Annotated in this window: 16 protein-coding genes and 1 pseudogene; 9 read left to right on the top strand and 8 right to left on the bottom strand. The window is 47.0% G+C overall.

Features of this window, described 5'->3' with window-relative positions:
- Positions 1-93 precede the first annotated feature (93 nt).
- Positions 94-1,638 carry an acetyl-CoA hydrolase/transferase family protein gene (locus M1L23_RS05940; RefSeq protein WP_252626269.1) on the top strand — a complete coding sequence of 515 codons (1,545 nt, stop codon included), beginning with the start codon at positions 94-96 and terminating at the stop codon, positions 1,636-1,638.
- A gap of 2 nt (positions 1,639-1,640) precedes the next feature.
- On the opposite strand, the gene M1L23_RS05945 is transcribed toward M1L23_RS05940, so the two are convergent.
- The 4 genes from M1L23_RS05945 to M1L23_RS05960 form a co-directional block, all read right to left on the bottom strand.
- Entirely contained in the window at positions 1,641-1,985 is a 345-nt protein-coding gene (locus M1L23_RS05945; RefSeq protein ID WP_252626270.1) for a DMT family transporter, read from the bottom strand.
- On the bottom strand, positions 1,982-3,370 hold the full coding sequence (locus M1L23_RS05950) for a diguanylate cyclase (RefSeq protein ID WP_252626271.1): 1,389 nt from the start codon (positions 3,368-3,370) through the stop codon (positions 1,982-1,984). The genes M1L23_RS05945 and M1L23_RS05950 overlap by 4 nt, the downstream gene beginning before the upstream one ends.
- A gap of 183 nt (positions 3,371-3,553) precedes the next feature.
- The gene (locus tag M1L23_RS05955; RefSeq protein WP_252626272.1) at positions 3,554-4,195 is read right to left on the bottom strand and encodes a hypothetical protein; all 642 of its coding nucleotides are present in this window, start codon (positions 4,193-4,195) and stop codon (positions 3,554-3,556) included.
- 144 nt (positions 4,196-4,339) lie between these two features.
- Positions 4,340-5,527 carry an MFS transporter gene (locus M1L23_RS05960; protein WP_252626274.1) on the bottom strand — a complete coding sequence of 396 codons (1,188 nt, stop codon included), beginning with the start codon at positions 5,525-5,527 and terminating at the stop codon, positions 4,340-4,342.
- A 145-nt stretch (positions 5,528-5,672) separates the two neighbouring features.
- Here M1L23_RS05960 and M1L23_RS05965 point away from each other — a divergent pair, with 145 nt between their 5' ends.
- The 3 genes from M1L23_RS05965 to M1L23_RS05975 are packed head-to-tail and all read left to right on the top strand — an operon-like array spanning position 5,673 to position 6,739.
- Positions 5,673-5,879: a helix-turn-helix domain-containing protein gene (locus M1L23_RS05965; RefSeq protein ID WP_252626275.1), complete on the top strand. Its 207-nt coding sequence runs from the start codon at positions 5,673-5,675 to the stop codon at positions 5,877-5,879.
- Between the two features lies 1 nt (position 5,880).
- Positions 5,881-6,492, top strand: a complete 612-nt coding sequence (locus tag M1L23_RS05970) for a hypothetical protein (protein ID WP_252626277.1) — start codon at positions 5,881-5,883, stop codon at positions 6,490-6,492.
- Between the two features lie 31 nt (positions 6,493-6,523).
- Entirely contained in the window at positions 6,524-6,739 is a 216-nt protein-coding gene (locus M1L23_RS05975) for a DUF1653 domain-containing protein (protein WP_252626278.1), read from the top strand.
- An 11-nt stretch (positions 6,740-6,750) separates the two neighbouring features.
- Here the strand turns inward: M1L23_RS05975 and M1L23_RS05980 are convergent, their stop codons facing one another.
- Positions 6,751-7,674: an alpha/beta hydrolase gene (locus M1L23_RS05980; RefSeq protein WP_252626280.1), complete on the bottom strand. Its 924-nt coding sequence runs from the start codon at positions 7,672-7,674 to the stop codon at positions 6,751-6,753.
- Positions 7,671-9,944, bottom strand: a complete 2,274-nt coding sequence (locus M1L23_RS05985) for an SDR family oxidoreductase (protein ID WP_252626281.1) — start codon at positions 9,942-9,944, stop codon at positions 7,671-7,673. Before M1L23_RS05985 ends, M1L23_RS05980 begins: the two co-directional genes overlap by 4 nt.
- Before the next feature lie 111 nt (positions 9,945-10,055).
- Between M1L23_RS05985 and M1L23_RS05990 the strand changes: the two genes are divergently transcribed.
- Positions 10,056-11,036 (top strand): LLM class flavin-dependent oxidoreductase, encoded by a 981-nt coding sequence (locus tag M1L23_RS05990; RefSeq protein WP_252626554.1) that lies wholly within the window; start codon positions 10,056-10,058, stop codon positions 11,034-11,036.
- A 10-nt stretch (positions 11,037-11,046) separates the two neighbouring features.
- Here the strand turns inward: M1L23_RS05990 and M1L23_RS05995 are convergent.
- Both M1L23_RS05995 and trhP read right to left on the bottom strand, forming a co-directional pair.
- Positions 11,047-11,223, bottom strand: a pseudogene (locus M1L23_RS05995) (YfhL family 4Fe-4S dicluster ferredoxin); the annotation flags it as partial.
- Complete coding sequence (gene trhP / locus M1L23_RS06000) at positions 11,223-12,572, bottom strand: prephenate-dependent tRNA uridine(34) hydroxylase TrhP (RefSeq protein ID WP_252626289.1); 1,350 nt, start codon at positions 12,570-12,572, stop codon at positions 11,223-11,225. The pseudogene M1L23_RS05995 and the gene trhP, both read right to left, overlap by 1 nt.
- A 260-nt stretch (positions 12,573-12,832) precedes the next feature.
- On the opposite strand from trhP, the gene M1L23_RS06005 reads away from it, so the two are divergent.
- The 4 genes from M1L23_RS06005 to acnD are packed head-to-tail and all read left to right on the top strand — an operon-like array spanning position 12,833 to position 18,173.
- Positions 12,833-13,528: a GntR family transcriptional regulator gene (locus M1L23_RS06005; RefSeq protein WP_252626290.1), complete on the top strand. Its 696-nt coding sequence runs from the start codon at positions 12,833-12,835 to the stop codon at positions 13,526-13,528.
- A 13-nt stretch (positions 13,529-13,541) separates the two neighbouring features.
- A complete protein-coding gene (gene prpB / locus M1L23_RS06010; RefSeq protein WP_420840632.1) occupies positions 13,542-14,411 on the top strand; it encodes a methylisocitrate lyase in 870 nt (289 codons plus the stop codon).
- Positions 14,412-14,455: 44 nt separating this feature from the next.
- A complete protein-coding gene (gene prpC / locus M1L23_RS06015) occupies positions 14,456-15,580 on the top strand; it encodes a bifunctional 2-methylcitrate synthase/citrate synthase (RefSeq protein ID WP_252626294.1) in 1,125 nt (374 codons plus the stop codon).
- 1 nt (position 15,581) lies between these two features.
- Positions 15,582-18,173: a Fe/S-dependent 2-methylisocitrate dehydratase AcnD gene (gene acnD / locus M1L23_RS06020; protein ID WP_252626296.1), complete on the top strand. Its 2,592-nt coding sequence runs from the start codon at positions 15,582-15,584 to the stop codon at positions 18,171-18,173.
- The last annotated feature ends 2 nt before the right edge of the window (positions 18,174-18,175 follow it).

Consider the following 18,175-nt stretch of genomic DNA (forward strand, 5'->3'; position numbering starts at 1 on the left):
ATATTTTCTTCTTGTGAATACAGAATTTATGTACTGGTTGATATAGAATGCCCCATTGAACATGTTTTGTTGTACTACTTAGTAGGTGGGAATATGTATTCAGAATCAAGAATTCTTTGTCCAAAATTGAAACAAAAAGTCATGTCGGCGGAAGATGCCGCCGCTATGATTCCAGCCGGCTCTAACGTAGGTATGAGTGGCTTTACTGGTGCTGGGTACCCAAAAGCAGTGCCCAATGCTTTAGCTGAACGTATTAAACAGCATAATGCTGGAATAAACCTAGAAAATGGCGAAAAGCCGTTTCGTATTAATGTGTGGACAGGTGCCTCTACGGCTCCTGAATTAGACGGCAAGCTGGCCGAAGTTGACGGCATTGAAATGCGCTTGCCCTTCCAAAGTGACCCTATTTGTCGTGAGCGTATAAATAACGGCGAAATGAATTACGTAGACATGCACCTTTCTGAAGTTGCCCAAAATGCTTGGTCTGGGTTTCTTGGTAAAATGAATATCGCCCTAATTGAAGTGGTGGGTATTCGTGAAGACGGCAGCCTTATTCCGTCATCGTCGCTAGGTAACAACAAGGTGTGGATAGAGCAAGCCGATAAAGTTATTTTAGAAGTAAACTATAAACAAAATGCCCGCCTTGAAGGTATGCATGACATTTACTATGGAGCTGCCTTACCACCTTATCGCAAACCTATTATGCTCACTGAGCCCGCACAGCGTATAGGCGAGGCCTATTTACGCTGCCCAAGCGAGAAGGTTATTGCCATTGTTGAAACCAACTCGCCTGATCGCAACAGCCCGTTTAAGCCAAGCGACGCCGTCTCTAAAAAAATTGCGGAGCATATTCTTGAGTTTCTAGATAAGGAAATAAAGGTTGGCCGCTTGCCGCCCGAACTACTGCCATTACAATCTGGAGTGGGTAATATTCCTAATGCGGTATTAGAAGCCTTAGACAGTGGCCCATATAAAAACCTCACTTCATACACCGAAGTAATTCAAGACGGTATGTTGCAAATGTTGAAGTCGGGTACCTTAGCAATGGCCTCGGCCACAGCGTTTTCTTTAAGCCCTAAAGGCATTGAAGAATTTGATAAAAACATTGAGTTTTATCGCAACAAAATCATTTTAAGACCGCAAGACATTAGTAACCATCCGGAAATTGCACGGCGCTTAGGCGTTATTGCCATGAACGGTTTAATTGAAGCCGACCTTTATGGCAACGTGAATTCAACCCATATTATGGGTACCCGTATGATGAATGGTATTGGCGGTTCAGGAGACTTTGCTCGTAATGGTTACTTGTCTATTTTTATGACCCCGAGCACGGCAAAAGAAGGCAGTATCTCGTCGATTGTGCCGATGGTGTCGCATGTGGATCACACCGAACATGACGTAAAAGTTATTGTAACGGAACAAGGGTTGGCTGATTTGCGTGGCTTAGCACCACGACAGCGGGCGCTAGAAATCATTAATAAATGTGCTCACCCCGACTTCCGCCCGCAGCTACTCGACTATTTTGAGCGCGCCTGTGCTAGTGGTCGAGGAATGCATACACCGCACCTGCTCAATGAAGCCTTAAGTTGGCATCAGCGTTATGAAGAAACAGGGCATATGCTCGCTAACAGTAAGTAGTATTAAGCACTACTTACTACTTGTAAGCCCACCACCGAAATAACTAAGGTGCTAAGAAAGAACATGCGCCAAAAAGTAACAGGTTCTTGAAACCAGATAATACCCGCAATAACGGTGCCGATGGCACCGATAGCTCCCCAAACGGCATAAGCGGTACCTACGGGTATCGCTTTTTCGCCGCCCATGGCTTTAAAAAGTAAGTACATACTAATGGCCACACAAATGGCAAACATGCTCAGCCAAAATGCTAACGGTTTTCCTGTTACCTGCTGCGCTTTGCCTAAACTTATAGCAAAGCCGGTTTCAAAAAAGCCACCAATAATAAGCAAAATCCAATTAATACTCATACGGTTGAATTGCTCTCACTTGTTCTGGTTGCGACGAGGTTACGGCCTTGGTGTTTGGCGTCGTATAAAGCTTGGTCGGCAAGCCGTAGTAACACTTCGTAGTCGGGGTGACCTTCATAAACAGCTAAGCCTAAGCTTGCAGTAATATTTATATTCGTTTTTGAAGGTAGTTCAAAAAGCTCGTTTGCTATTTTCTTGCGCATTTTTTCAGCAACTAATTTTGCTGCCTTTAATTCAATATCAACGAGTACAATAAGAAATTCTTCACCGCCCATACGAAAAACAAAGTCACCACTACGACAAGAGTTTATGAGCACACTGCTTAATTGTTTAAGCACTGCGTCGCCCGCTTCATGCCCATGGGTGTCGTTAATTAATTTAAAGTAATCAACGTCTAATAATATAATAGCAAAGGTACTGTCATGAACTCTGGCATGGCTTATCTGGCGGCTTAAAACCGTAGGTAAAAACTTCCGGTTTAATAAGCGAGTAAGAACATCGCGGCCGTGCTCCATTTCGCCACTACGACTAAAAATGTCGTCTAAATGAAACTTAATATTGTGCGAGGCGTCGCGAATACGGCGCAGAATGTGTAGTTTGTCGGCTGGTGTTACTTCACTGAACTGCGGCAATAACTCGTCGTCAATTTGCTGCATTGCGGACGCAATTGTTTTTGTTTCTGGATAGTCGCTAAAAGCGTGAGCACCTTTGTGATGAAACCAAAGACCAAAGTCAGAATAACGTAAAGCGGGTAGTTGCACACCTTCTGCGCCAAGTGTGAATTCAAACATTAACTTGTTTTCCCAGTCTAATAAGGCTGCTTTTTGTCGCTCCCGCTCGGTGGCTAAATTCTGGCTGATAGAAAACATGCGATACACTTCTTCAGAACGGGAACCTTTGTCTGAAGACACGGTATAAGCCTGGCTCATAAGCTCCATGGCAATATCAATCAGGTTACAATACAACTGGTAGCAAACATTGGCTTGCTGCTGTTCAAGTTGGCTATGCTGTAAAATAGATGCAAATCGTACCTTTAAAAAGCGTGCACCACGCAGCACCAAATGAATGGGAATTTTAATGCGTGCATGCACTTCGCCTACGGTAATTTGCTGTTGTAGCGTGGCTTTCAAGTCGTAGTTGGGGGTAATGTTATATAAATTAATTAGCCACTTTTGTAGCGATTGACTCAGCCTAGTTTTAACCTCTTCATGAGATAAAAATGAAGAGGCGTCTTCATCGTTAAGCATATTGTCATAAAAATAGTGGGCGAGATCGCCACTGTTTTCTTGTACCAAATTAAAAATAGTACTTAAACACTTTTGGTTAGCTGAAGAAATTAAAGCTTCCCATTCACTAACAATTCTTTCACCGGCCAAATGGTACATTGAACGACTTCCTACCCTGATAAAGTTAACGCTAACATAGTGCGCACTATAGCAAACATTTACAAACAATCAGCGGTGGAAAGCCTTAATGATGGGGTCAGAACCAACCCTCTGTAAGCCTTGCTATATATGCAATGAACTAGAGAAAAGCTGTTCTGACCCCAGAATTTACCAGAGTTTAGTTTATTCGTGGATTAACTCGAGGCTGGCGTTGCCAACGCCTACTTTAACGTTAAGTAGGTTATGACCTGGGCCGGTGGCCTGGGTTTTAGAGGTGACAATAGCGCGGGCGGTATGTTGCTGAAGAACTCCTGTAATGCCTGTTTCGCCCACGCCCGTGGCTAGGTTAATAGCACCTATGCTGGCAAGGTCAGTAGTTAGTTCGGCATTGCCCACACCAATTTTTATTTCGGTAGATGCTGCTGTTAAAGCGGCTACTAAGTTACCAACCCCAAGCTTTATACTAAGGCTTGCAACCGCTGGTATGGTTAAAACGTAGTCGGCTTCCGCGTTGTCGTGTTCAAACACAATATGTAATGTGTCGCCGCGGTTGGTAAGGTCGAGGTTGATATTGGTTATGTCTTCACTACCACGAAACCAACCTTTTTTACCGGCCTTTATAGTGCCGGTAAGCTGGCCCATTGCTACGCCGTTGCTAAGACTATCAGAACGTTCAATGCGAAGATTGCCTACCGAGTGTGACAGTTCAATGCGGCTAATGCCGTTTAGATCAAGCTGGTGACTTACGGATTTAGTGGTGGCAAAGGAAGGGCCAGCAACGAACAGTAAGCATGCTGCGGCGAAGGTTATTAAAGAATTTTTCATGCGAGCCTCGTTATTTACACATAAGATTAGCAGTAAATTAGCAAGGCTCGTGCCAAATCGTAAGCTGTTGATAATAAATGGGTATGTTAAAAGGCGAAAAGGCTAATAGTTAATAAACACTAACTGTTAGCCAATTACACTAACTTATATTTTAATTCGGCGGTTTGCCTGCCACCACCAGGTAACTATGCCCACCAATAATATTGCTGGCAGCATGGCTAAGTTTAGTTTTGCCCACCCGAGAGTGTGCAATAAGGTGCCAGCCATAAGCGAGCCAGCCGCAACAAAGCTAAAAATAACCAAGTCGTTCATGCCTTGAACCTTGCCGCGCTCTGATTCCGTATGGGTGGTTGCCACCAAGGCACTGCCGCTAATAAACAAAAAGTTCCAGCCAATGCCCAGTAGTACCAAGCTAAACCAGAAGTGGGTTAAGGTTTCACCCATCAGCGCGACCACTATAGAGCCAAGAAACACCAAGGTGCCGGTTAAAATAATGCGGTCGACACCAAAGCGACTAATTAACCCACCGGTTATAAACGAAGGTGCGAACATGCCAAGCACATGCCATTGAATAATAAAGGCCACTTCACCCATGTCGTAACCACGCGCTCGCAGGGCCAGCGGGGTGGCGGTCATAACTAACGCCATAACCGTGTAACCAACAGTGCCAGACAACAAGGCAACCAAGAGGGTGGGTTGGCGCACAATATATTTCATGGGCCGTTCCGTGTCGCCCGGTTGTGGTTCGCCGGTTGGTGGTACGCGTAATTGGCTGAGTAATAGAATAGCGAGCACGGCAAACACCGCAATCATTACGAAGGGGCCGGCATTCGGAATATTGGGTATTAAGTTGGTCATTTTGCTGGCATTCCATGGCCCTAGAAACGCAGCCACTAAGCCTGCAGCCATCACAAAAGAAATGGCGCGGCTACGAAACGCAGGACTGGCGACATCGGCCGCAGCAAAACGGTAATACATAGCAAAGCCTTGGTATAAACCAATCAACATATTGCCTAAACAGAACAGCAGAAACGACTCCTGAGTGATAGCAAATACACTTAAACTTGCACCGCCTATACCACCTAAACTAGCGCCGGTAATAAAACCCCGACGGCGGCCGACCCGCTTCATATACAACGACGCAGGTAACGTCGACAACAGGGTACCTATCATCATTAGCGATATAGGCAAGGTTGCTAGTGACGGATCGGGGCTTAGCTGTTGGCCAATAACACCACTTAAGGTAGTTACCGTAATTGAGGCAATCATAAATAGCAGCTGACTGGTAACAAGAATAGCTACGTTTTTCTTTTCGCGGGCGTAAGTGCTCATGTTCTATATATTCTCAATGTTGCGTGACTTAAAATCAGTGAACACTATATAAGAAAGGACTAATGTTAGCATTAACAAATCATTATTTTATGCTTGTCATAAAATAATGATTGATTTACATAAAGTGAGCGATTAAGGTGTGCGCATGAACATTCAAATTAATCTCGATGTAGAAATGGCGAAAAAGAAGTTGTCGTTAACCGAACTGTCGGAACAGGTTGGGGTGTCGATGACGAACTTATCGTTATTAAAAAACGGCAAGGTAAAGGCTATTCGCTTTAGTACCTTAGCTGCCATTTGCCAAGTTTTAGAGTGTCAACCAGGTGATATTCTTGAATATATTGGAGACTAACATGCAAACTAACACCTACGTTTTACCTGCTGCTGCAGCTATTTTGTTAGCGGTGTTGTTCCCTTGGTACTGGGGGGGTGGTTTTTTAGAAACTACAGATTTCGTGCAACAATTCCGCAACGATATACAGACGTTAAATGCCAGCGATTTACTATTCGTTATTATTGGCGTGTTAGAAATATATTTGTATGTAAGTTTACGTCGTGCACTTGCTAACACGGTAAGCTTTGACACGGCACGACTAGCCTTATTGCTTATGGCAATATCGGTGGGCTTATTTCTGTCTACAGTGCTATTTGATGTGTTCTTAGCATTTTTTGGCGCAAGTTTTGCCGCAGCAACTATTGATATAATTTTGTTAAACGCAGCATTTTTAGGGTTGGGCTTATTGTTTGTGTATGCGGTTTTCGCGCTTATGCTAGGTGCGTCGTTGCTACGCCGAGGAAATGATACGGCCACGCTATTAAAGATTTTTTCAGCGCTTCTTATTGTTATGGCGCTACTGCAAATAAGCGTTATTTTCAGCGTGTTTAATGTGGTGGTGTTTCCGGTGGCTGTTTTACTGTTAGCATTCTATTTTCTGCGCAGCCCTGAAGTGGTAGAAGTGGTTTAATAATACTAACTAAAAGTTGAAAGAGGATGTTATGCAAATTAAAGCTGGCCGCTACCGGCATTACAAAGGTAGTGAGTACGAAGTTATAGACACGGCGCGCCATTCAGAAAACGAAGAGTTGCTCGTGTTGTATCGGCCTTTGTATGGTGCCCGCGAGCTATGGGTGCGGCCCTATAATATGTTCGTTGAAAGTGTCGAGCTAGAAGGCAAAACTGTGCCACGGTTTGCCTACATTGATAGTATTTAAAGCAGCAAATATTATTTTTTATTAGCTTGCTGTAAAAATGCCGCGACCTGCTTTAAAGCATCGCGGCTTTCTTGTAACTGTGCTGCGTGTAACTGAAAAACATGCCACATGCCTTCGTATACGTGCAACGTTGTTGCGGTGTTGGTTAATTTGGCTTTATCAGCAAGCGTGGTGGCATCGTCGTATAGCACCTCTTCGCTGCCCACTTGTATAAGTAATGGCGGCAAATTGTTTAAGTTGGCAAACAGCGGCGAACAACCAGGATGATTTAAAGCTTGGTTGCCACAATAAAATGCTGCGCAAGCCCTTAACCCTTCTGGGTTTAACATGGGGTCAGCAGCGGCTTTGCTGGTATAACTTTCGTTGCTGCAGGTTAAGTCGACCCACGGCGAAAACAGCACTAGAGCTTTTGGAGCGTGGCCTATATCGCGTAAAGCCAATGCGCAAGCAAGGGCTAAGCCACCGCCTGCCGAGTCGCCCATAATGCTAATTGAAGGCTGATTTTTAGTGGGCTGCGTTCTAACAAGATGAGCCAGTAAGCCTTCGTAGGCTGCTACGGCATCGTTCAAGGCGGCGGGGTATGGGTGTTCTGGCGCTAAACGATAATCGGGCATCCATACGTTCGCCTTGGTTACCGCCGTTAGGTGTTTTATAAATGCACCGTGAGTTTTTACGCCGCCACTGACATAACCACCGCCGTGTAAGTATAAAATATGCTCTTGGCTAGCTGTATTAGCATTGGGAACAGCGGCATAAGCAACCAAGGTGTTAATAGCGTTCAGTTTTAGCCATTCGCTTTTTATACCCTTTGGGGCGCGGCTCATGCTGGCGCTGGCTAGGTTTAACCACCGACGCCGCCACTTTACTGGTACGCAGGGTGAAAATGCCGGTTTGAGAAAAGCACGAATGAGCCCTTTAAGCAGACCTTTATTCATGGCCGTTCTCCGGCAATCCATTTATTACTTAAATGGTTTAAAAAAGCAGGGGTTAACTTGCTGGCAATTGCCAATAATTTTGTTTGTGTACCAATAAGCCAATGTACCTTAGTGCCTTTGTAGGTAGTAAGTGCCAACACTTGCTGTGCAATATGCGCCGGTTGTAGGCGTACACCCAAGGTTTTTATGCTTTGGGCATTCATATTGTTCACCATATTGGTTTGCACAAACAGCGGCATTATGTCCATTACTTTAATGTTGTGCTGTTCCCACTCAATATTAAGCGCTTCGGTAAGGGCGCGCACGGCAAATTTACTGGCAGAATAGGTGGCCAGCGACGGTTGCCCATAGAGCGTGCTGGCTGAACTCATATTGATAACCCGTGCGGCAGGCGTGTTTTGTAAGTATGGAAAAGCCGTATGACAGCCGGCCATAAGCCCATTCACATTTATATTCATTAGCTGTTGGTGCTGAGCAAGCGGGGTGTCAATGAATGGGCCCGAGCAAAGCACGCCGGCATTATTGAAAAGTACATCGAGCCTGCCGCCGGTAACTTCCATAAACTGGCCCATAGCACCTTGCCACTGTTCGGGTTGGGTGACATCGAGCAGGCCGGTTATTAAACGGCCGCTGGTATTGGTTGCTTGAAAGTCTGCCAGAGCTGTTTCATTGATATCAAAAGCACCCACCCACCAACCATGTTGCAGAAACAGTTCGGCAGTAGCGCGACCAATACCCGTAGCGGCGCCGGAAATGAAAATTGCAGGCCCTGCGGTAAAACGACTGTTGGCGGTGGTAAAATTGTAATCAGCTAGGTTGACCTGTTTGGTTAAACGGCGAAAACTGAAGGTAAAGCCATACCAGTTGGCTACGTTTTTACCGTTTTCGGTGGTATACCAAGAGCTGCAACCCGAGGCCCAGACACTTTTATTAAGCCGGCTCTGGAGTGTGTCGACAAACTCGGCTTGGCGCTCTGGAATAACATCCATACAAGCGGCACCACGTTGCTTTAGGGTTTTCAAACAGCTTAAAACATAGCTAAATTGCGACTCCAACATATAAAGAATGGAGTTATGCGACAGGTTGGTATTAGGGCCGTATAAAATAAACAAGTTGGGGAAGCCAGCGACCGAAATTCCTTTGTACGCTTCAGCACCATCTTGCCAAGCTTGGTTTAGGCTTTGGCCGTTGCGGCCGGTAATGGTTATAGGGGCTAAAAAGTCGGTGGCCTTAAAGCCGGTACCAAAAATAATGGCGTCGACCTGGTAGCTGTTACCACTTTCTGTGTGCACAGTGTTGCCTTGCACTTCGGTAATAGGGTCGGTAATCAAGTCCACATGGGCTTGATCAACACTGCTATACCAGTCGTTGGCCATTAAAATGCGGTTGCAGCCAATGTTATAAGTGGGAATTAACTGCTTACGCTTGGCCAGGTCGGTTACGTCGCGTGCGGCCATGCGCTTAGCACGCCAGGCAATAAAGCCAAGCACCCAACTAAAGCGAGTAAAAGCCAAGCCGCGGGCTTCGTTTTTTAAGTAAATAAGGCCACGGTAGGCGCGATCAGCAAAGGGTATATGTTTGAAAGCCCATTGCTTCCATGGCGTAAAGGCCTTGTCGGGTTTTGGAATAACCCAAGCGCCTGAGCGCTGGAACAGTTTTAGTTCGCTCACTAAGGGCACTATTTGAGGCACGAATTGAATAGCCGAAGCGCCGGTGCCCACCACGGCAACACGCTTACCGGTTAAGTTGTAGTTGTGGTTCCAGCGGGCTGAATGAAACATAGTGCCAGTAAAGGTGTCTAGCCCTGGAATATTTGGGTAAGCAGGTTGATTGAGCTGACCGGTGGCGGTAATAAGGCTGCTAACCATTAAGGTTTCACCGCTGCTAAGCTCGACCAACCATTGCAGCTCGCTATCATTAAAGGTAGCCTGAGTTACTTCGGCTGCAAAGCGTATGTGCTCAGCCAGTTGATACTTTTCAACGCAATGTTCTATATAGGCTTGAATTTCGGCCTGTGGGCTAAATCGGCGGGTCCAATCATGTTTGGGCTCAAAGGAATAGGAATAAAGGTGCGATTGCACGTCGCAGGCTGCGCCCGGGTAGGTGTTGTCACGCCAAGTACCGCCCACACGGGTAGATTTTTCAAGTATAACGAAGTTGGTAAAGCCCGCTTTTTTCAGCTGAATGGCCATGCCCAAGCCACCAAAGCCCGAGCCTATAATAGCTATAGAATGTTTTTTGTTATTATTTTCAGCTGTTGTTACCGCCATACCAGATACCTTAGAGTTGTTTTTATTATGGTCGTTTTATTAATGTACCCTAAAAGCTGGGGTCAGAACCAACAAATGCGCTGCAGTTAGTAGCCGTAGGAGTTAAAGATGATGACTAAATTTTCCGTTTTAGACCTAGCACCTATTAATGAAGGTGGTACCGCAGGTGAGTCGTTACGTAATTCGGGCGACTTAGCGCAGCATTGTGAGCGCTTTGGCTATCACCGTTTTTGGATGGCAGAACATCATAATATGACCGGTATTGCTAGTGCCGCCACTGCCGTTGCGCTTGGTTATATTGCAAGCCAAACTAAAAGCATTCGGGTGGGCGCAGGTGGCATTATGTTGCCAAACCATGCACCACTTATAACCGCCGAGCAGTTTGGTACTTTAGCAGCCTTGTATCCGGGCCGAGTTGATTTAGGTTTAGGCCGTGCGCCAGGCACCGATCAGGCTACGCTACGCGCATTGCGCCGGGCACCAGAAAGTGCAGAAAGCTTTCCGCAAGACGTGCAAGAACTAATGATGTACCTAGACGACCCTAAACCAGGGCAAAAAATTCAAGCGGTACCAGGCGCAGGTTCAAAAGTACCCGTATGGATTTTAGGCTCGAGCTTATTTGGCGCGCAGTTAGCGGCTCATTTGGGCTTGCCTTATGCCTTTGCTTCGCATTTTGCACCAGACTATTTGCAAGTGGCCTTGCAGGCGTATCACCAGAATTTCAAGCCGTCGAAGTACTTAGACAAACCCTACACCATGGCAGCGGTGAACGTGTTTGCAGCAGACACAGAAGCGGCAGCGAAATATATGAAAAGCTCGATGCAGCTACAGTTTATTGCCTTACGCCAAGGTAACCCAGGGCCATTAACAGCGCCAGTGGAAAATATTGAAAGCCATGTAGACCCTTCAGCCTTAGCCGCAGCCAACCATGCGCTGAAGTACACGGCAACGGGTACGCCAGAGCAAACCCATGCTTATTTGCGTAACTTTATTGCAGCCACCGCGGTAAACGAAGTAATGCTCACATGCCATGCCTTTGATCACCAAGCCCGTATTCGAAGCTTAGAAATAGCAGCCGAGTTAATTAACTAGCCAAAGTAATAATACAGTCTACCGGGCACACGGGAATACATTGGGGCTCGTCGTAGAACCCTTCGCACTCGGTGCATAGGTCAGGATCAATTTCATATATGGCCGCGCCCATAGTAATGGCGTCGTTCGGGCATTCAGGAACGCATAAGTCGCAGTTAATGCAGTCTTCTGTAATTTCTAAAGCCATTACTTCACCTCGTAAATAGGAATGGGGTTCACTTCATTCGCTGCGCTTACTAGCTCTTCACGAATGAGCATACATTGGGTAACGTCACCTAAGGCTAAATGGTGTGGTAGTTGAATCCATACCTTATGGCCTGAGCCGGGCGCTACAGAAATAGCTAAGTGGTCTTTGCAGAGCATGCTTTCTAACTGAAACTTAGTGTTGCCCGTTGGGGTCATTAACACCAGCGTGTCGCCAGTAAAAAACCTGTTTTTCACGTCTACTAACACCAGAAAATCACCGCTCTGATTGGGTTGAATGTCCACGAGCTCGCCCACTAGCTGCTGTTGGCCGGTGCTATGGCTGGTGTTGTAGTTTTGCATTTCCTCTGGGCTTATATGACGGCGTAAAAAACCTTCGGTAAAACCGCGGTTGGCCATGCCGTCGAGCTCGGTTAAGTGTTCAGCATTAAATGGGCGTCCGGCAACGGCGTCGTCGATAGCCCAGCGATACACCTGTGCAGTTCGAGCGACGTAATATGGCGACTTGGTACGGCCTTCAATTTTTAGAGAGTGCACCCCCATAGCTGCGAGCTCTTGCACATGTTGAATGGCGCGTAAGTCTTTAGAGTTCATAATGTAAGTGCCATGCAAGTCTTCAAACATGGGCATGTATTCGCCAGGGCGCTGTGGCTCTTCAAGCATTACCGCGTCGGTTAATGGCAGTGGGTTAAGCTGGCCCACGGTGTCTTCTGTAGCTGGGGTTACTTTATACTCCCAGCGGCAGGCATTGGTACAAGCGCCTTGGTTTGGGTCGCGTTTATTAAAATAGCCCGACAGCAAACAGCGACCTGAATAGGCCATGCATAAAGCGCCATGCACAAAAACTTCAATTTCCATTTCTGGTACACGTTCACGAATTTCGCGTATTTCAGCTAAACCAAGTTCGCGAGAAAGAATGACCCGTTCAATGCCAAGCTGGTGCCAAAACTTCACTGCGGCCCAATTTACGGTGTTGGCTTGTACCGACAGGTGTAGTGGTATATTGGGGAAGTTTTCGCGTAATAGATAAATAACCCCAGGGTCGGAAACAATCAATGCGTCGGGGTTCATTGCCACCACTGGGGCCATAAGCTCAACAAAGCCTTTAAGCTTGCTGTTATGGGGCGCAATGTTGCACACCACATACAGCTTTTTATTTAAGGCGTGGGCTTCTTTAATGCCTTGGGCTAAGGTTTCAAGATTAAATTCGTTGTTACGCACCCGTAAACTAAACCGAGGTTGGCCAGCGTAAACCGCATCTGCACCATAGGCAAAAGCTAGGCGCATAGCTTTTAAGCTACCCGCGGGAGAAAGCAGTTCAGGGGTTGTCATTACACTTCTTACCTTTTATCGAAACCAATACAAATAACCATGGCCTATTTTAAAGCAGCCACCCCCGTTCAATGTTGATCTAACGCAATGTTGGGGTCAGAACCAAACTGCTACAGGCCAGTAAAGTCGTTAAAACCGGCTGGAAAGTTGCTTCTGACCCCAGCATTATTAAGGAGTGTCGACAATGTTGATGGGGTTGAGGTTGAAAGTGCTATAATAAGGCTTTAATATGGGTGTTCGCTTCAAAGGTGTCGACAATTATGGCGTTAGCTACATTTGCTCAGAGTCCAAACTTAAAGCCGGCCATTACGGCTTCTGATCGCGTGTTGTTTGAAATTCAGCGCGCTATTGTGGCGGGTGAAATGGCTCCTGGCAGTAAAATAAGTGAACCCGACTTAGCCCGCCGTTTTAATGTTAGCCGTGCACCACTGCGTGAAGCCCTTGCCCGCTTAGAGCGTTGCCATTTAATTGAACGCTTACCTAATATTGGTGCCCGAGTAGTTAACCTTTCTATAGAAGGCCTTATTTCCCTATATCAACTACGTGAAGAGCTTGAAGGCTTGGCGTGCCGCCTTGCAGCTGAACACATGTCGGACAACGAAATTGAAGAAATGAGAAGCTTGCTCGACGAGCACTTAGCTACCCAGCGAGTGCGCGACGGCGAAAGTTATTATCAGGAAGCGGGCGATCTCGACTTTCACTACCGAATTATTCTAGGTAGTAAAAACCAATACTTGATCAATATTTTATGCGACGAATTGTATTACCTAGTGCGTATGTACCGCGTGCAAATGGGTATGAACGGGCCGCGCGTGTCGCGTGCCTTCGACGAGCATAAAGCCATTTTAAACGCCATTGCCAACCGCGATGGCGAACTAGCCGACTTACTTATGCGGCGCCACATTAGTGCGTCGCGCCACAATATTGAATTACAACTGCAAAAAATGAGGAATTAACATGTCACAACTAATCAGTGCCGGCGCTAAGTTACGCCAAGCCATTGCTAGCGAAAAGCCGTTACAAATTGTTGGTACCATTAATGCGTATACGGCCATGATGGCCGAGCGAGTTGGCCACAAAGCACTATACTTATCAGGTGCTGGCGTAGCGAATGCCTCTTTTGGTTTACCAGACCTAGGCATGACCTCGTTAAATGATGTGTGTGAAGACATTCGCCGTATTACCGGTGCCACCGACTTACCACTGTTGGTCGACGCCGACACCGGTTGGGGCGGTGCCTTTAACATTGCCCGCACAGTAAAAGAAATGACCCGGGCTGGCGCGGCAGGTTTTCATATTGAAGACCAGGTAGCGCAAAAGCGTTGTGGCCACCGCCCAAATAAAGAAATTGTGAGCCAAGCAGAAATGGTCGACCGAGTGAAAGCGGCCGTTGATGCTCGTACCGACGACCAGTTTTTAATTATGGCTCGTACCGACGCGTTACAACAAGACGGTTTAGACGCCGCTATTGCACGAGCACAAGCCTGTGCTGAAGTTGGGGCCGACGCTATTTTTGCTGAAGCGGTACATACTTTAGAACAGTATGAAGCGTTCACCAAAGCACTTAATGTTCCTGTGTTAGCGAACATTACGGAGTTTGGTGCCACGCCCTTGTTTAATAAATCGGAGTTAGCCGGTGTAGGTGTGGGCATGGTGCTGTATCCATTAAGTGCGTTTCGTGCCATGAACAAAGCGGCCTTAAACGTGTACCAAAACATTCTTGAGAAAGGCGACCAGAAAGATTCCATCGACAGCATGCAAACGCGCATGGAGCTGTACGACTTCCTTAATTACCACGCGTTTGAAGAAAAACTCGATCAATTATTTACAAAAAAGTAATTTAATAAATAGCAGATAAATAAAAAGAATTTAAGGAGATACACATGACTGGTAAAAAATTAACTGGCGCGGGACTACGCGGACAAGTAGCTGGCGAAACAGCCTTATGTACGGTTGGTAAAAGCGGTTCAGGCTTAACCTATCGTGGTTACGACATTTCAGAACTAGCCGACAAAGTTACCTTTGAAGAAGTGGCTTACTTGCTTGCTGAAGGCGCACTACCAAACACCCAGCAACTAGCTGACTATAAAGCGCGTTTAAAATCTAAGCGCGGCTTGCCGCAAGCTTTAAAAGACGTGCTTGAGCGTATTCCAGCTGATGCCCACCCAATGGACGTACTGCGTACCGGTTGTTCATTTCTAGGTAATATTGAGCCAGAAGTAGACTTCAGTGAAGCCAATAGCAAAATTGAGCGCATGTTAGCGGCCTTCCCAAGTATGTTGCTGTACTGGTACCGCTTTAGCCACGACAACGTGCGCATTGAAACTGAAACCGATGACGATTCCATTGGCGCGCACTTCTTACGTATGCTGCACGACAAAGAGCCGTCGCAATTACATATCGACGTAATGAACACCTCTCTCATTCTGTACGCAGAGCACGAGTTCAACGCCTCTACCTTTACTGCCCGCGTTTGTGCTTCAACACTTTCAGACATTCATTCATGTGTTACGGCAGCCATTGGCTCGCTACGTGGCCCATTACATGGTGGCGCCAACGAAGCTGCTATGGACTTAATTGAGAATATGACGTCGCCAGACAACGCAGAAGAAATCATGATGGGTATGCTGGCACGTAAAGAGCTGATTATGGGCTTTGGCCATGCGGTGTATAGCGAATTTGATCCACGTAATGCGGTGATTAAAGCTTGGTCGAAAAAGCTAAGTGAAGAGTTTGGCGACAGCTTGTTATACGACGTGTCGGTACGCTGTGAAGAAGTAATGTGGCGTGAAAAGAAACTATTCCCGAACGCCGACTTTTTCCATGCTTCGGCGTATCACTACATGGGTATTCCAACCAAGTTATTCACGCCAATTTTCGTTATGTCGCGTGTAACCGGCTGGACCGCGCACGTGAAAGAGCAGCGTGCTAATAACCGTATTATTCGCCCAAGCGCAGACTACATTGGACCTGAGCCACGCCCAGTTCCAAGCATAGGTGATCGTTAAAATGAATACTAACTACCGTACCCAACTACCGGGTACCACGTTGGACTACTTCGATACGCGTCAAGCCATTGAAGACATTCAACCTGGTGCTTATGACAAGCTGCCGTATACGTCGAAAATATTGGCAGAGCAGTTACTACGCCGCGCTAAACCAGAAGAGTTAACTGACTTTTTGAAGCAGTTTATAGAACGAAAAAACGACCTGGATTTCCCATGGTACCCAGCACGTGTTGTGTGCCATGACATTTTGGGGCAAACCGCCTTTGTCGACTTAGCCGGCTTACGCGACGCGATTGCTGAAAAAGGTGGCGACCCTGCAAAAGTAAACCCAGTGGTACCAACGCAGCTTATTGTTGACCACTCACTGGCTGTAGAGCATGCAGGTTTTGAAGCTGACGCCTTTGAAAAGAACCGTGCTATTGAAGATCGCCGCAACGACGACCGTTTTCACTTTATTAATTGGATTAAAACGGCCTTTAAAAACGTTGACGTGATTCCACCAGGCAACGGCATTATGCACCAAATTAACTTGGAGAAAATGTCGCCGGTGGTGCAAGTGCAAAACAACGTCGCTTACCCAGACACCTGTGTAGGTACCGACAGCCACACGCCAATGGTTGACGCCTTGGGTGTTATATCAGTGGGTGTGGGTGGCCTTGAAGCAGAAAGCGTTATGCTGGGCCGTGCCTCGTATATGCGCTTGCCAGACATTGTCGGTGTAGAGCTAAAGGGGAAACTAAACCCAGGCATTACCGGTACCGACCTAGTACTGTCAATTACCGAGTTCTTGCGTCGCGAACGAGTTGTAGGTGCTTACCTTGAGTTTTATGGTGAAGGCGCCGATGCCTTAACCATTGGCGACCGTGCCACTATTTCGAACATGACACCAGAATACGGTGCCACCGCGGCCATGTTCTATATCGATGACCAAACCATTGATTATTTGAAGCTTACCGGTCGTGACGACAAGCAGGTTGCTTTAGTTGAAAAGTTCGCTAAGCATACGGGCTTGTGGTCGAGCGCTATGACAGGTGCAGAGTACGAGCGCGTACTTACTTTCGACATGACCAAAGTAACCCGTAGCCTTGCAGGGCCTTCGAACCCGCATGCGTTATTACCTTCGTCGGAATTGGCTGCTCGTGGTATTTCAGGTGTGGTTGAAAATGAAGAAGGCTTAATGCCCGACGGCGCCTGTATTATTGCTGCTATCACTAGCTGTACCAATACCAGTAACCCACGCAACATGGTGGCCGCAGGTTTAATTGCTCGCAACGCTAACAAGTTAGGCTTAACTCGTAAGCCATGGGTGAAAACTTCGCTGGCGCCGGGCTCTAAAACCGTAACCATGTACTTAGAAGAAGCTGGTTTAATGCCAGAACTTGAACAATTAGGTTTTGGCTTAGTAGGCTATGCTTGTACTACTTGTAACGGTATGAGTGGCGCACTCGACCCAGCCATTGAAAAAGAGTTGATAGAGCGTGACTTATACGCCACTGCCGTTCTTTCGGGGAACCGTAACTTCGACGGCCGTATTCACCCTTATGCAAAAAATGCTTTCTTGGCATCACCGCCATTAGTGGTGGCTTACGCCATTGCCGGCACCATTCGGTTTGATATTGAAAAAGACGCCCTTGGTTTCGATAAAGACGGTAACCCAATTACCTTGAAAGACATTTGGCCAGACGACGCGGAAATCGACGCCATTGTGAAAGCAAGCGTGAAGCCAGAACAGTTCCGTACCGTGTACGACCCCATGTTCAACTTGTCGGTTGATTACGGTGAGCAAATTAGCCCCTTGTACGACTGGCGCCCAAACAGCACCTATATTCGTCGCCCGCCGTATTGGGAAGGTGCTTTAGCGGGTGAGCGCACCATGACAGGCATGCGCCCATTAGCTGTGCTGGGTGACAACATTACCACCGACCATTTGTCGCCTTCGAACGCCATTATGCTCGACAGTGCCGCGGGTGAATATCTTGCTTCAATGGGTGTACCGGAAGAAGACTTTAACTCGTACGCTACCCACCGTGGCGACCACTTAACCGCGCAGCGCGCCACCTTTGCTAACCCGAAACTATTTAATGAAATGGTGCTCGACGAAGCGGGTAACGTGAAGCAAGGATCTTTAGCACGTATTGAGCCTGCCGGTAATGTAGTACGCATGTGGGAAGCCATTGAGCACTACATGGAAGCCAAGCAGCCACTGATTATTGTAGCGGGCGCTGACTATGGCCAGGGCTCTTCCCGCGACTGGGCCGCCAAAGGTGTACGCTTAGCCGGTGTTGAAGTGATAGCTGCAGAAGGCTTTGAGCGTATTCACCGCACCAACCTGCTTGGTATGGGGGTGCTGCCTGTTGAATTTGAACCCGGCACCACGCGTAAAACCTTAGCGATTGACGGTACTGAAACCTTTGATATTAAAGGCACGCCAGATGCCGGCAACACCTTAACCTTAGTGATTAACCGTACTAACGGTGAAGTGGTTGAAGTGCCAGTGAAGTGCCGCTTAGACACGGCTGAAGAAGTGAGTATTTATAATGCCGGCGGTGTTTTACAACGCTTCGCACAAGACTTCTTAGAAGGCCAGGTATAAGT

The sequence above is a fragment of the Aliidiomarina quisquiliarum genome (assembly GCF_023922585.1).
In the GTDB taxonomy this organism is placed as follows: domain Bacteria; phylum Pseudomonadota; class Gammaproteobacteria; order Enterobacterales; family Alteromonadaceae; genus Aliidiomarina; species Aliidiomarina quisquiliarum.